The following is a 15,797-nucleotide window of genomic DNA, read 5'->3' as shown; positions in this document are numbered from 1 at the left end:
CCAATTATATATATTAAAGATAGTTGAGCTAACTCCTTGCCCTTCCTTATTTATAGACAGGAATTTCAAATATGAGAGAATAGGAACTTACTAAACTATATAAATTGTGTATTTGGACGATTTGTTTCTCGGCCCAGCCAATATCAGTTGCGTACTGGTGTGTTGCTTTTCCAGTTAAGTTCGCGCCAGCAGGATTCCATCTCATTTTATATAGCGTATTCTGTCCGGCATTGATATAGCCATTAGCAATAAACTGTGCTCCGCCAATTATCGCTTGTTCAGGTGTAAACCAGCCTGCATTATAGGCAAAATTCGCACCGCCAATAATCGGATCAGTGTCATAAGCTCCGATCCCGTACATATTATAGACGGTTTTTCCATTTACTTGGACACCATTAGCTAGCTGTGAACTTCCATTTCCTGTCTCTAACAAAGCATGAGAGATTAAATACATTTCATTGATTCCAAATTGGTTCCCTGCAGTGATAAAAGAATATGCTTTGCCACTTAATATACCTTTTCCCGAAAGAATTCGATCATTTACTTCTGTCGCTTGAAGATTAGTTGATTTTGATAGATTAATAAATTGCAATGATTTAATTGGATCATTAACGAAATTACTTGGATCCAAATAGTATTTAACATCATCCGGGCTGGCATTAACCCATGTCTTTTTATAATTTACTTCATACCATGTATAACCGTCTGAACCTTTAACAGATGAAATAATGGGAAGACTTGTCCCTTTAGCGACTTGACCGACAGACCAAAAATTCGTCCCAGCTCCGCCTCTTACGTTCCAGTCGCTACCTTGCACCACTCCTACCGTCGGTTTAGAAGCAGAATCCATTTTCAATGCATCTTCTCTAATATATGTACGGTATTTATTATCTGTTTGCGCATTCGCTGCCATTTGAATCATGACCATATCATCTAAAGTAAGATTGTATTGAGTATAGGTGGTTGTTTTCGAATCATTCGTTGAATCTTGTAATTTTGTTGTTAAAAATTGTGCACTCACATAACCAGTCTTCCCATTCGCAGTAACTTTTGCCCAACCATTACTTTCTGAAAAATATGTGACAGCCGTTCCCCTAGTTAATTTAGCAATAATAGTCGCATTTACAGAAGCGGATGAACGCATATTTAGGTTCGATCCCGAATCCACATTAACATATTTTATCGTTCCAGTGGCTGCATTATCATTTGGATTTCCTTGATTATTATCTGGAATTGGTTTCTTTTCTGATAATAGAGTTGATTTTACGTAGCCTGTTTTACCGTATGCTTTAATTTTTGACCAGCCATTAGACTCTGAATAGACAAGTACTGAGACCCCTTTTGCGATATTGATAATAACGGATGAATTTGTTGAAGGGCTTACATACATGCTTATTCCGGAAACCGATGCAATGTTGACATACTTTGTTTTCGGGACAGTTTCAATTGGCTTTGATGTTACTAAATTTTTGCTACTTACAAATCCTGTTTTTCCATTTGAGGTAATTTTCGACCAGCCATTAGATTCTGATAAGACAGCGACTTTTGTACCTTTCGATAGCTTTGCGACAATGGATGCACTTGCAGAAGCTTTACTTCGCATGTTCACGGTCGTACCCGCATCAACTTCTACATATTTCGTGACAGTTTTCACAGGTGTGGCAGGTTTAGTTGTAGGCTTTACTGGAATATTTGGCTTCGTCGTTTTAATTATCAAAAATTCACTGCTTACATATCCAGTTTTTCCGTTGGCGGTAATTTTTGACCAGCCTTTGGATTCTGATAAGACACTAACTTTTGTTCCCTTGGCAAGTTTGGCAATAACTGAACCACTTGTTGACGATTTATTCCGCATATTTAAAAATGATCCTGCATCCACAGCAACATACTTTGTGATCGTTTTCACTGGAGTTACTTTTTTCACAGGTGGTTTTTGTACTGAATCTATTTTTTTTGTATTCGCCGCCAAATATTTACTACTTACGTACCCTGTTTTTCCGTTTATTTTAATTTTTGACCAACCTTTAGATTCAGATAGCACCGTCACGGTTTTTCCTTTGGCCAATTTTGATAGAACTGTGGCGCTCATTGATGGTTTGCTACGTACTATTAAAGATGATCCTGAATCAACATTTACAAATTTAACCGTATTTTGTGAATTAGGTAGGCTTGGAGACTCCGCTGCCTGAGCTGTTTTTTCTAATGTAATCGTGGATAATGCAGCAAAACAAAGGCCCGTAACGATAACCCTTTTCTTCAATTTGCTCTCCCCATTCCATGATGTTTATTTTAAGATTATTCTAACATATTAAAACACTAGGAAAATCGAAAAATGTCAAATTCACTCATATTTTTGATGAGATATAGTTCTATTGAACTAATAATGATGAAAGTTGGGAAAGATATAAAAATAATTAGATGGTTTTCTCTTTTTGGACAAAAGAGGGTTGGAGCCGCTATTACATACTAAAGTTTCATCATCCAATCCTTGCCATTTATTAACTTTAGCTCAATATTTTACATATCGAAGGCTAAATTATTCTTGCTTAAAAACAAATTATTCTTTGCTATAATACTAAGAAAGCAAATGCGCCATGCTCCTTAACTGGAGAAGTCATAAAGTGCGATAGCTTTTTTTAGCTTGAATATTAAATACATAGAGAGGATTAATCACTTTGGATGAAAAAGTCATAAGAATTTTAGAAATTATTGAAGATAATGCACGAATCCCTTTAAATACATTAGCAAAAATGGTGAATTTATCGGAAGCTGAAGTGACCGACATTATTAAGGATTTGGAAAAAAGGAATATTATTGCGAGTTATATTTCCGTAATTAATTGGTCAAAATTGACGGAGCAAGAAATGGTGACTGCGATGATTGATGTTAAGGTGACGCCTAAGCGAGGCGTTGGATTTGATGATGTTGCCGAACGTATTTATCGTTTTCCACAAGTTAAGTCTGTCTATTTAATGAGTGGCGCATTCGACCTGTCTGTCGAGGTAGAAGGGAAAACGATGCTAGAGGTTGCAAGTTTTGTCTCAGATAAACTAGCGACTATTGAATCTGTGCTTTCCACTTCAACACATTTTATTTTAAAAAAGTTTAAGCACGATGGTGTTATACTTGGTGAAAATGAAAAAGATCGAAGGATGATTATACAACCATGAAATCTGAATTAATGAATCCGTCCCATTTTTTATCTGAAAATGTCAAAATGATTAAACCATCTGGAATTCGACGTTTCTTCGACCTCGCCTCACAAATGGAAAATGTTATTTCATTAGGTGTGGGAGAGCCTGATTTTGTCACACCTTGGAATTATCGTGAAGCGAGTATTCTATCATTGGAGGAAGGTTTTACTGCCTATTCGCCTAATGCCGGTTTGCTTGAATTGCGTCAAGAAATTTCCGCTTATATGGAGCAGCGCTTTTCTGTTCATTACTCATCAGAGAATGAGATTATCGTAACGGTTGGTGCTTCTGAAGCACTTGATATTGCATTAAGAGCTACGTTAAATCCGGGTGAAGAAATTATTGTTGTGGAACCATGCTTTGTATCCTATGTTCCAATCGTTGAACTTGCCGGTGGAAAGGCAGTGACCGTTCGGGCATTACCTGAATATGATTTCAAAATTCAACCGGAACAAATCGAGGAAGTAATTACTGAAAAAACAAAGGGAATTATTATTTGTTCACCTAATAATCCGACAGGGACGGTCCTAAATAAGCAGGAGCTAGAAGGAATCGCATCTGTAGCTTTGAAGCATAATCTGCTCGTATTTTCTGATGAAATTTATGCGGAGCTTTCTTATGATGAGCCATATACGAGCATTGCTTCCTTGCCGAAAATGCGGGATCGAACCATTGTAATGAATGGATTTTCAAAAGCGTTTGCCATGACCGGCTGGCGATTAGGATTCGTTTGTGGCCCAAATGAAATTTTACAAGCAATGTTAAAAATTCATCAGTACGCCATCATGTGTGCACCTACCATGTCTCAGTTCGCTGCCATCGAGGCATTAAAAAATGGTCATACAGAAATGAAAAAAATGATACGGAGCTATCATAGTCGAAGAAACTATATGGTTGAAGAGTTAAACGAAATCGGTCTCCCATGTCATGTACCCGGTGGAGCATTCTATGTATTTCCGAATATTACATCTACCGGCTTATCTAGCGAAGAATTTGCCGAAAAACTTTTGATTGAACAACAAGTCGCCGTCGTCCCAGGGTCCGTCTTCGGCGCAAGTGGTGAAGGATACATCCGATGCAGCTACGCAACCAGCATCGACCAACTCCAAGAAGCCATCACCCGCATTAAAAACTTCCTCAAATAGTGCCAGGCACCATTTATTCATTTTTCGGCATAATTATGCGCGTTTTTGAATAAATGGTGCCAGGTACTTTTTTTGGTGCTTTTTGAAAATGGTAGTAATCTTTAAGAATGTAGTTTGTTATTACAGCTTATGCATGAAATTGATGAAATGGGAGGTAAAACACGTAATAATTGTTTAGTTGTCTAAACCCTAGTTTATTAGCAATTGCAATTGAATCTTTTCGAAAGTTTTCGGTTTTCCAATAGGGGGTTCCGCCGCGTTCTATACAGATTTGGATAAAACGATTGGCCATTGCTGTAGCAAGTCCCTTTCCCCTATGCTCCGTTTGATAGGTGTTAATCCCTATTTCAAAATCAGTCCCACTAACAAAAACTGAAAGGCATGTTCCAATAATTTTCCCTTCATTAATTACTGCTGTGCCTATCCCTTTTTCAAGAAATGTATCAATCGTTTCCCAAAATTTTAACACCTCTTGCTCGATAATGCCTTCACCATCCATTTTGATCAGCTTCCGATCAATTTTTTCAATCTGATAATGTTCAGGTACTGTCAAATTCAAATCAACAGTTTTTCTTACATATTCGTTGTAATCAAACTCGAATGGCACTCTCTCACCTATGCAAAGCTTATTAGTAAATATGAAGTTGATCATTGGCTCCCATCCCTTATAAGGATACAGCTCAAGATTAAAGCAATCATCACCAATTGATATAGCTTCCGTCTTAATCTTATTAATAATTAGCTTTTCTACCGAGGAATTGAATGCTTTATTGTTAGGATTTCCAATCAAATAAAACATTTCATTCTTTGCCCACAACATTGCTGCAGATGGAATTTGATGTTCATCTACATAGATACGGCCTCTATTATGACCATCTATCACCCCATTAATAACGGGATTGGTCGGAATATCTTTTATTAAATGCCTAATTTTTGAATACTCGTTTCTTTGTAATTCATACATAATAATTTCTCCTTCTGTTTTTATAGTCTATAAATAAAAGATAAAAACAGAAATGCGTGTGGTTGATTCGTTACAAATTTCCCCCTTTACAACTATCCTTCTTCATTTCTTCGATAAACCTTTAGGATTATCCTGCCTCGTTCAAATGATGATTTTTCTTCAATTAATTGTTAGCCTTTATCACCATATATTACAGTAAGTTCGATTTATTTAAGACTTAGTCTGTTTGCCTAATAGTTTGATAAAATATTGGTGGCTTTTTTACAGCTTGAGTTTTTATCCCTCTATGCAAACAGGCAGTTTCATTTTTTAGTTTTTGAATATCATAATACAAACGAAAAGGAGGGTCCAAATGATCCATTCAATCGATTTTATTCATAAAAATGGCTCTCACAGTCAAAATGAAGATGCATGCGTTATTAATCGGGAAAATCGTATTTTCGCTGCAATTGATGGGGCAACAGGTTTTGGTGGTCTTTCTGGTGATGTTGCTTCGAATATAATTAAACAAAGTTTGGAAAATATCTCCGAGCACTCTCTACGTGAGAAAGTGCGGGAAGGAAATAAAAAATTGCGTCTGAAAACGGAAGAATTAATGAACCTTTCGCTTGCAAACCTTCCTAAGCATGAAAGAAGCACTTGCAGTCTGGCAGCAATTCAATTAAACGATAGTCAATATTTCGAGTACGTATCTTATGGTGATTGTATGATTATTTTACAATATAAAGATCATTCCATCCGTATCGTTACCCATGATCATGTGGATATATTAGATACACAGGCAATTACAATAGTCCATCGAATGTTACTTGATGAGCAGGCAGAAAAGGGAATCGATTTAAATCAACTACCAGAAATGGAGAGTTTATCCCTTTTACAGGAAAAGAAGAATAAAATAAAAACATTCCTATTAGAAAATCGAAACAAATTAAATACTTACGAAGGCTATGGGATTATCGATGGGAGTGAAGAAGGATTAAAATTTATGGAATATGGGGTTATCCCTCTTATCAATATTAAACACATTCTCCTCCTTACCGATGGATTGAAAATGCACACCCACCAACAGGATACTGGAACACAAAAAAATGGCTGGGAACAAAGTGCCGCCATCGCCTTTAATCACGGAATCAACGAGCTATATAAACAAATTAGCCAAATCGAAAAAGAAGACCCCGCCTGCATCCAATACCCCCGCCTAAAAAAACACGACGACAAAACAGGCATCCTCCTCACCTTCAAATAGGTGCCAGGCACCAAATACTCAAAATCACGAATATTTATTTAAAAAAATGCATAAATGGTGCCAGGTACCATTTATGCATTTTGATGGAGGTTTTATCGAGAAAGGTAGAACTTTCACTTTTTTTGCCGAAGTTTTTCTTGTTTTGTCATAGCCGGAGGATTTCGGAGTAGCAGCATCGAATATTGAGGGTAAAGGAGGGATTGGCTTTGAATACGACAAATGTTGCCAATTTATTAGGTGTTTCGAAAAGTACGATTCAACGCTGGATTAAGCAGCTTGACCTCGATATGAGTCGCAATGATCTAGGGCATTTTGATTTTACTGAAGAAGAAATTTCTATGTTGAAACAAATTCAAGTACAGGTTCAAAAAGGAATCCTTCTTCATGATGTAGTCCTCCCTGCAAAAAAGGCGCGAAAAGGAAAAGCAGTCCATACAATAAAAAAACCAGAAATGGAAACGATAATCGAAAAGGTAAATGACCTAGATAGAAGAGTAAACGAAAAAGCAGATAATGTTGTTTCATATCAACTTCTCTCCCATCGAAGAGAACTGGAGGAATTAGAAAATCAGGTGATTCTTCTCAATAAGCGGATTGAGCTTTTAGAAAAAAAATTATCAGAAGCCAATCAAACGAAGGCCACTGACAAGCTCACTAAACTTAATCAAATCCATGAAAAAGAAAAGGAAAAAAGAGAAATATTTTCATGATGTTGTTTGGCTTTTAGCACCTAGGGTGTTCTTTTTTTTGCTTTTAGTTAAGAATACTATACATAAACGAAGGGTAAATAAGAAAGAACAATACATATTCATATACTCGAAATAATATTGTTAATGATAAAGAATGAAGATAGCCAGGAGAGATTTTTATGGTAGAACTTGAACTTATCGCAAGATTAGTATTAGCCGGTATTTTAGGAGCAGTCGTTGGTTTTGAACGTGAAAAACGTTTTAAGGAGGCAGGATTACGTACACATTTTTTGGTAGCCGTAGGAAGTGCCCTTGCCATGATCGTATCTAAATATGCATTTTATGATGTGGTGAACAATTCAATCAAGCTTGATCCGAGCAGAATAGCTGCAAGTGTCATTAGCGGTGTTGGTTTTCTAGGAGCAGGAACAATTCTAGTCCAACGTCAATCAATACGCGGTTTAACTACCGCTGCCGGACTATGGTCAACAGCAGGCATTGGACTGGCCATTGGTTCAGGGATGTACATTGTGAGTATTTGTGGAACGATACTTGTTTTGTTAGGTTTGGAAGCATTGAATCGATTATTTCAACCCGTATTTGCGAAATACCAACAAATATCTATCCATTCTCGTTCTGATACAATCATTCCAACAATCCTTGATATTTTTTCCTCCCTACAACTTGTAGTGGTATCGTATCAAGTAAAATTGAAAGCCAATGAGAATCAAACATTCTATATTATTGATTTTCAACTAAAAGCAAATAAGGCGGGGAAGGATAATGAAACAATAAAATCACTCCAAGCCTTACAGGAGATTGATAAGATCAAAATCCATTGAATACGTTGAAACTCTATTCTCCTTCCATTCGATTTTTCCATTTAATAATTAACTTAAACCGGGAATAACTTAGAAGTACTTATTTTTTGGAGATAGTAGAAATTATTCTTACCATGTGTAGTAACTTTTTGAACCGAATGACTCGTTCATTCGGTTCATTTGTAATTCTCTAATTATGCGATGAAGTCCTACATTAGCAATTTAAACAGCAAATAAAAACGCTCAGAGTTTTCTGAACGCTTTTGACTTATATTCTTCAGTTAAAATAATGCAAAAATAATTACAACTAATAGAATGAGTCTAATTCGTTCCTTTCTATCAGATTAAAATTACTTTCCACTCCAATCTGCCCTTTCCTCAATTCAAATACTTATTTATTTAGGAACTTCATTTTTACAATCTATAAACTTATCTATAGGTTGTAAATTCCAGTTCCATTTACAGGTTCTCTTTTCCTTTTCACAGTTAAACCTACACATCGGCCGTAGAACGATTCTCCTTATCCAAATAACCGGTATGTCCGATTTCCCTTTTTTCATTTTTATCAACAATCGCGGCTCCTACTATATCACCTGTCACATTGCACATCGTAAAGACCATGTCGGTAATGACGTTTACTCCGGCTGTAAGTCCGACAATTTCAATCGGAAGCCCTGCTTGAGTGAAGACGATGGACATCCCAATTAATCCCGCACCGGGTACACCTGCGGTTCCAACTGCTGCTAAAGTTCCGGTTAAGATGATTCCAATAATTGCCCCAACGCTTAAATCATAACCGACGATTTCAGCAGCAAGCACAACCCCTACTCCAAAATGGATAGCTGAACCATTCATATTTACCGTTGCTCCGATTGGTAAGGTGAAATTGGCAACCCTGTCACTAATTCCCGCCTTTAATGCACATTTAATCGTAACCGGAAGTGTGCCTAAACTACTGCAAGTAACGAATGCGGTCATAATTGCTTCGCGGGTATTAAGAAAAAATTTTATAATGGGTACTTTAAACAAAAATAAAATAAGTGGGAAAACAATCAGCATTTGAATGGCCACCCCCAGGTAGGAGGCACCTACATATTTAGCAAGAGATTGTAATGTATCCATTCCTTGATTTCCAATTGATGTCGCTGTTATTCCAAGAACCCCAATTGGTGCATATTGTAATATCCCATTTAAGATACGAAATGTTACTTCACTGCCTGCCTCAGTAAACTTTAATAGCAAGTTTCCCCATTCCTTCATTTTCGGGTCATTTGAATGACGAATAAATGAAATGGAGAATCCGATAATAAGCGCGACGAAGACAATACTTAAAATTTCACCCTTTGCCATGGAATCAATAATATTTGACGGAACAATTTGAAGAATAATATCAATAATCGATGGTGCCTCTGGTACCTCCATCGTTGTGTTTTTCGGCATTTGAAGTCCAAGACCAGGGTTGATTAGCTTTGCAATAACTAAACCAATCCCTACAGCAATTCCTGTGGAAATAAGATAATAAGGAAATATTTTGCCGCCAATTCGCCCTAATTCTTTCGGACTTGAATTATTGACGGAAACAATCAATGTAAGAAAAATTAAAGGAACGACAATCATTTTAAGAAGTCTGAGAAATAAATCTCCAAATGGTGATAACACGTCTGCGGAAGATCCAAAAATAGCGCCAATAATAATTCCTAATAGGAATCCAACTGTAATTTTTAAAATAAAAGATTTACGTGCATACCATCTCCAAATAGCCAATTTGAAATTCCCCCTTAAATTTAATTGATTTTGCGGAAATTTAAACGCTTACATTTTTTGATAAAAATATGTTTCCTATTTTGATTCATAAGTCACTTCTCCACCAATAATGGTCTTTTCAATTTTTGTCGTCAGTAATTCATCAGGATGTTCAAGCTCGAAAATATTCGTAGAGTAAACCGTCATATCAGCGAACTTCCCTCTAGATATCGTTCCTTTTACATGCTCTTCGTTCGTCGCAAATGCCCCACCTATCGTAAAAAGTTTGATTGCCTCCTCCATTGTTAATTTTTCGGATGGGTTCCAACCATTATGTTCTTGGCCGGGTGCTTTACGTGTCACTGCAGCATGTATTCCTAGCAGTGGATCAATCGGTTCAACTGGCGCATCGGAGCCACCTGCACATATCACCCCTGCAGATAATAGAGTTTTCCATGCATAAGATCTTTTAATCCGTGATTCTCCTAATCTATTTTGAACCCATGGGAAATCACCAACGATAAATCTTGGTTGAATGTCTACTATTCTACTTGGTGATACAAGTCGTGAAATAAGCTCGTCACGAAGGACTTGCACATGAATCAATCGGTCACGATAGGCGACTGCTGGGAATTGATCCAATATGTCTAACACATTTTCAAGTGCTTGGTCACCAATCGTATGAACAGCGATTGGCATCGAAAGCATTCTTGCATCGTGAACAATCGAATACAATGTCTCCTGGTCCATCATAGCATCGCCTACTGTTGTTGGATCATCGTGGTAGGGACTGGATAAAAGAGCGGTTCTGCGTCCTAATGCTCCATCTGCAAAAATTTTAATCGCCCCGATTTGCAAATGTTCATTACCATACCCTGCATACATCCCGCTTTCTCTCAGATCGTTCATATACATATAATCAATTAATAAATTACATCTTAGTCCCAACTTTTCTTGATTAATTAATTCATCATAAATTTGATATGTTTGATACAATCCATTCAAGAAAGTTGGATCATTTGTATGGGCGCTCGTTAATCCTTTTTCCATCGCAAATTGGACGGCTTGACGTACGGCATTTTTTAATTCGGGATACGATTTTTCGGGGATATATTTTGTAAAAAGATCTGTAGCCGATTCTAAAAGCAACCCGGTTGGCTGCCCACTATTATCTTTAACGATTGTTCCACCTTCAGGTACTGTTATGGAAGGGTGATACTGGCATACTTCTAGCGCTTTACTATTTACAAGGGCAGCATGTCCGCAAATTCTCGGGATAAAAAGCGGACAATGAGGGGCGACATGATCCAGCTCCTTAAGCGTTGGGATTGTCGAGTCTGTAAATAGATGTTCATCCCAGCCACGTCCAATAAGCCATTCACCTGGTTTAAGGATGTTTGCTCTTTCTTTGATTTTCGCTAACATTGCTTTTTTGGAGGTGACCCCCGTCACATCCAAATTCAGAAAGTTCAAGGCCACTCCACCGATATGGACATGACTTTCAATCAATCCGGGTGTTGCTGTTTTTCCTTGTAAATCGATAACTAGTGCATCCTGTCTTCCCCATTGTAGGAGCATATCTTCCGTTGTCCCCATATCAATAAATCTCCCATTGTCAACGACAACAGACTGAACGATTGGATACATTTTATCGAAGGTATGGATAGAACCATTCGTATAAATTTTCACCATTTTACATCTCTCCTTCCAAAATTACTAATTGATTTCCATCTATTTAAAGACTATTCGCTTTAGAAGAATTTTTTCCCTTTCATAATTCAAAATTATCTTAAAATTTTTCACTTCTTTAAATTAAGGAAAGTAATATGTGCCTCCCCGTTCATTCCACCATAATTCCAATCCATAAAAAGTGGGAGATTAACCAACTGGTTATCTCCCATCATCAATCAATACATATATAAAAGTGCGATAACAGCTTCGTAACTCACCAAGCTCAACCACCCAATTAAAAAATTAATATTCAAAGCTTCACACAGTGTCAGGTACCATTTATGCAATTTCTGCAATAATTATTCACTAAAATGAATAATTGGTGTCAGGCACTTATGTTAGTGCTTAGGGATGATTTTTTTTGATGGAGGTGGCGATGAGTACACATGCCATTCCAAGGATAAATAAGCACATAAAGAAGATCCAGGCGAATCGGTAGCTGTTTGTTACATCATAGATGAACCCGGATACGATGACTCCGAGTGAACTTGTTGCGACGAAGAATACTTGAACAATACCAAATAGTTGCCCAAAGTTCTTTTTGCCAAAAAGGTCATCGGTCATGAATGGCGGTCCAAGGGTAGCGATGGAAATGCTTAATCCATAGGCGATAGCAAATACAAATGCTAGACTTTGCGTTGTAGCTGAGAGAAGAGCAAGCATAGCTATGGTCATACATATTCCTACATAAATCGCTCCACCTACCGTTCTAAATTTATCAAGTACTACACCGAGAATTAGCTTTCCAACTGTGTTCGTTAACGATAATAGACCAAAAATCGTTCCAGCAAAAAGAACCGGGTGCCCGATGTCAACTAAATATGCAGGAATATGCATCTGTACTCCTCCGGCCACAAGAGCAAAGCAAACAATTCCTATGATAAACAACCAAAATTTAGCGGATGTCTTAGCTTCTCCTACTGTCATTCCACTTTCCTCTTCATGCAATTGTACCGTTGTTACTTGATTGTTGGATCCGAGAGCAATTACCCCTTTTTCAATCGGACTTTTCTTCGTAAACAATAAAACGAATGGAAGGGTGATAACGATGACTAATCCCCCGGCAATGACATAAGATATCCGCCAGCCAAATTGCTCGATAAAGGACGATAATAATGGACTAAGTGCTGCAGCGCCCACCCCTGATCCTGCAAATGCAATCCCCATTGCCATTCCTTTTTTTTCATAAAACCAATTAGTGATCATGATGGAAATAGGAATATTGGAAAAGCCTGCAACACATATTCCTATTAAAAAGCCGACAACACAGAAATATAGTGCAGAATTTGCAAGTGAAAACGAAGCAAATCCAAGTCCTGCTACTATCACGCAAACCGACATGATAAGTTTCATATTGCTTTTAACAAGAAACCTCCCCATAAAGGGTGAGGCACCTGCAACTCCAAGACCAGTAATGGAAAGCGCAAGAGAAAATGTCGTACGGCTCATTCCAAGATCTTCCGTAACAGGGACAAGAAATAAACTGTGGAGAGCATTAATAATTGAAAAAGCTGCAAACATAATGACAAATCCACTCATCACCACATACCAACCGTAAAAAACCTTCGTTTGAGTAATGATCGACTCCCCCAATCGATTCATAATCTATCTATCATAGAAAACTATCCAATTTCTATATAACAGGTTTTCTCACGTGTGTATTCTAGGACCGAATCAGTTCCGAAACCACTTCCTTTTTGACCTCCGAATGGTAATTCTGGACCAACACGACGGTACGTGTTCACCCATACATTTCCTGATTCTAATTGCCGGGTAAGGCGATGGGCACGGTCCAGATTGTTCGTCCATATTCCTGCCCCTAATCCATATTCAGTATCATTAGCAATGGAGAGGGCTTCTTCTTCCGTATCAAACGGCATTACGACCGCAACTGGACCGAATATCTCCTCTTGGCATACTCGAAGGGAGTGATCATCCACTCGAATTAATGTAGGCTCCACCCAATACCCATTTTCCAAATGAGAGTCATTCGGTTGAAGACATTTTGAACCATAACGGCCACCTAGGATAATTTCTCCTCCCTCTTTCTTCGCCAATTCTATATAGGAGCAAACCTTTTCAAATTGTGCAAGGGTCGCGATCGGGCCCATTGCACTTTCAGGATTCATTGGGTCTCCAAATTTCATTTGTTCCTCAATCACTTTTTTCATTTTTGCTATCATTTCGTCGTAAATGGATCTTTGAATCAAAATCCTTGATCCGCCCACACAAATTTGTCCCGCATTTCCGGTAAAAATCCCATTTAATGTGACACCGAAAGCTGCCTTGTCAAGGTTAGCATCTTCAAAAATAATATTCGGTGATTTGCCACCTAGTTCAAATATAAATGGTTTAGGGTTAGTTGCGGTTGACTTTGCGATGGCACGTGCGGTTGCCCCCGAACCTGTTAAACTAACTTTGTTTACATTAGGGTGGCTTACTAACAGTTCCCCCACTTCTGCTCCAAAACCAGTAATAACATTTACAACTCCCGGTGGCAGGATTTCTTGAATAATCGCACCATAGTGCAAGGAGGAAACCGATGCCAGCTCAGAAGGTTTTATAATGACCGTATTTCCTGCTGCAAGGGCCGATGCTGCTTTTACTGTGAATGTAAATAAAGGGGCATTCCAAGGTGTGATCCCAACTACTACTCCATATGGTTCACGTAAAGTGTATCCAACTGCAGATGCACCAAGCTGAACCGTCTCACCTCTTCCCCCTTCAGCAGCCCGACTAGCTGCATCATACCAAATACTCGTTAAACTAGGGATGAGACCATAGATTGTCTCACGAATAACCCAACCATTATCCCTCGTTTCTAATTCAGCCAATTCCTCTCCATGTTTGGAGAGGACATCCCCAACTTTCCTTAAGTATTCACTACGTTCCATAGCGGAAAGCGCAGCCCAGGTGGGAAAAGCCTTTCGTGCCGCATCGATCGCTAGTTTAGCATCTTCCTTCGTACTATTCGGTATAGTCGCCCAGCATTTTCCTGTGGATGGATCAATACTCTCAATTGTTTTTGTTGAAGAACTTGAAACAAGTTTGCCATTGATTACATTTTGAAACACTCTTATTTCATTCATTGTTTTCAATAAAAATCATCCTTTCACAGTCATTTTCACCATCCGAGTGCAGTGGCTGCCTGTTCATAATATTGTTGAGTACTTCCTAAATAATTTTCATAAAATCGTGCTCGTTTAAGATAAAGATGGCAATCCACTTCTTCAGTAAATCCAATCCCACCGTGAATCTGAATATTGTTGGATGCAGCACGTATAAAGGCATCTGTAGCAAATATACGGGCAATCGTAATTGCTTGGACGCGATCATCTGTCTTATTTTCTAAAGCCCAATTGGCATAGTAGGCAAGAGAGCGTGCTGTTTCCAGGTCCACTTTCATATCCACGATTTTATGTTTAACCGCTTGAAATCGACCAATCGGTTGACCGAATTGCTCACGAATATTTGCATATTCTACTGCCATCTCGACAATTTTATCTGTGCTTCCAACCATTATTGTTGAAAGAGCGGCATTGAAGGATAAAAGACCTTCTTGAAGAATAGTCCACCCTCCATTTATTGGTCCAAGTATTTGTGTTGGTGGTACTTCAAGATGATTAAACGTCACTTCTGACAAGCAGCGCGCTTCATCAATCGTTTTTTGTGGCCGAATTGTCATATTGGATTGGGAACGATCAACAATTACTAAGGAGATGTCCTTTTCTTCTTTACCTGTTCGAGCGACAACAACGAAATAATCGGCTATCTGAGCTTCTGGAACTAATGTTTTCACACCATCTATGATGATACTGTTCTTTTCTTGATGTGCTTTAAGCTTGATTCCAGAAGGCTGATAGTTGTAATCATGTTCAAGCCAAGCAAAGGTGAAGGTACTTTTTCCTTCAGCAATGTCCGGTAAGTAGCTTGCTTTCTGTTCCTCTGTTCCAAATTGTTCCAGAAGAGGGACAACTAATGTATTTGTTTCCAAAAATAAACCAGGTAGCAGGGCTCGCCCAATTTCTTCAAGGACAGGAACTAAATCTAGTGCACCCAGCTCCATTCCACCGTAGCACTCCGAAATATTAATGCTTGAACAGCCAAGCTCTGCTAATCCCGTATGAATTGCCGGAAATGATTCACCCTGATCCACCATATAATCTCTAGCAATTTTCGTTAGCCCCTTACTTTCTAGATATTTGCGTACATATCCCCTAAACAATTCCTGTTCTTGATTTAAAGCAAAATCCATTTTCCTTCC

12 protein-coding genes are annotated in these 15,797 nt (G+C 38.2%); 5 read left to right on the top strand and 7 right to left on the bottom strand.

All coding sequences use genetic code 11. The features are described 5' to 3' along the window. Nucleotides 1-46: 46 nt before the first annotated feature. A complete protein-coding gene (locus I5776_RS04215; RefSeq protein ID WP_202779116.1) occupies nt 47-2,260 on the bottom strand; it encodes an SH3 domain-containing protein in 2,214 nt (737 codons plus the stop codon). Between the two features lie 409 nt (nt 2,261-2,669). On the opposite strand from I5776_RS04215, the gene I5776_RS04210 reads away from it, so the two are divergent. Both I5776_RS04210 and I5776_RS04205 read left to right on the top strand, forming a co-directional pair. Then, complete coding sequence (locus tag I5776_RS04210; RefSeq protein WP_202780677.1) at nt 2,670-3,170, top strand: Lrp/AsnC family transcriptional regulator; 501 nt, start codon at nt 2,670-2,672, stop codon at nt 3,168-3,170. Continuing rightward, nucleotides 3,167-4,339, top strand: coding sequence for an aminotransferase (locus tag I5776_RS04205; RefSeq protein WP_246483913.1), 1,173 nt, complete (start codon nt 3,167-3,169; stop codon nt 4,337-4,339). The genes I5776_RS04210 and I5776_RS04205 overlap by 4 nt, the downstream gene beginning before the upstream one ends. A gap of 127 nt (nt 4,340-4,466) precedes the next feature. Here the strand turns inward: I5776_RS04205 and I5776_RS04200 are convergent, their stop codons facing one another. Then, nucleotides 4,467-5,303: a GNAT family N-acetyltransferase gene (locus I5776_RS04200; RefSeq protein ID WP_202779115.1), complete on the bottom strand. Its 837-nt coding sequence runs from the start codon at nt 5,301-5,303 to the stop codon at nt 4,467-4,469. A 352-nt stretch (nt 5,304-5,655) separates the two neighbouring features. On the opposite strand from I5776_RS04200, the gene I5776_RS04195 reads away from it, so the two are divergent. The 3 genes from I5776_RS04195 to I5776_RS04185 all read left to right on the top strand — a co-directional run bounded on the left by I5776_RS04195 (nt 5,656) and on the right by I5776_RS04185 (nt 8,080). Beyond that, nucleotides 5,656-6,549: a protein phosphatase 2C domain-containing protein gene (locus I5776_RS04195; protein ID WP_202779114.1), complete on the top strand. Its 894-nt coding sequence runs from the start codon at nt 5,656-5,658 to the stop codon at nt 6,547-6,549. Nucleotides 6,550-6,755: 206 nt separating this feature from the next. Continuing rightward, a complete protein-coding gene (locus tag I5776_RS04190) occupies nt 6,756-7,259 on the top strand; it encodes a MerR family transcriptional regulator (protein WP_246483912.1) in 504 nt (167 codons plus the stop codon). A gap of 158 nt (nt 7,260-7,417) precedes the next feature. Next, a complete protein-coding gene (locus I5776_RS04185; RefSeq protein ID WP_202779113.1) occupies nt 7,418-8,080 on the top strand; it encodes an MgtC/SapB family protein in 663 nt (220 codons plus the stop codon). 471 nt (nt 8,081-8,551) lie between these two features. Here the strand turns inward: I5776_RS04185 and I5776_RS04180 are convergent, their stop codons facing one another. From I5776_RS04180 to I5776_RS04160, 5 genes are all read right to left on the bottom strand, one after another. Continuing rightward, nucleotides 8,552-9,823, bottom strand: coding sequence for a dicarboxylate/amino acid:cation symporter (locus I5776_RS04180; RefSeq protein ID WP_202779112.1), 1,272 nt, complete (start codon nt 9,821-9,823; stop codon nt 8,552-8,554). Nucleotides 9,824-9,898: 75 nt separating this feature from the next. Further along, nucleotides 9,899-11,494: an amidohydrolase gene (locus tag I5776_RS04175; protein ID WP_202779111.1), complete on the bottom strand. Its 1,596-nt coding sequence runs from the start codon at nt 11,492-11,494 to the stop codon at nt 9,899-9,901. 384 nt (nt 11,495-11,878) lie between these two features. Continuing rightward, nucleotides 11,879-13,135, bottom strand: coding sequence for an MFS transporter (locus I5776_RS04170; protein ID WP_202779110.1), 1,257 nt, complete (start codon nt 13,133-13,135; stop codon nt 11,879-11,881). 20 nt (nt 13,136-13,155) lie between these two features. Then, on the bottom strand, nt 13,156-14,622 hold the full coding sequence (locus I5776_RS04165; protein ID WP_246483985.1) for an aldehyde dehydrogenase family protein: 1,467 nt from the start codon (nt 14,620-14,622) through the stop codon (nt 13,156-13,158). 35 nt (nt 14,623-14,657) lie between these two features. Beyond that, complete coding sequence (locus tag I5776_RS04160; protein ID WP_202779108.1) at nt 14,658-15,788, bottom strand: acyl-CoA dehydrogenase family protein; 1,131 nt, start codon at nt 15,786-15,788, stop codon at nt 14,658-14,660. Nucleotides 15,789-15,797 lie beyond the last annotated feature (9 nt).

The sequence above is a fragment of the Heyndrickxia vini genome (assembly GCF_016772275.1).
GTDB classification, from domain to species: domain Bacteria; phylum Bacillota; class Bacilli; order Bacillales; family Bacillaceae_C; genus Heyndrickxia; species Heyndrickxia vini.
This window is presented reverse-complemented; position numbering and strand designations above follow the sequence as displayed.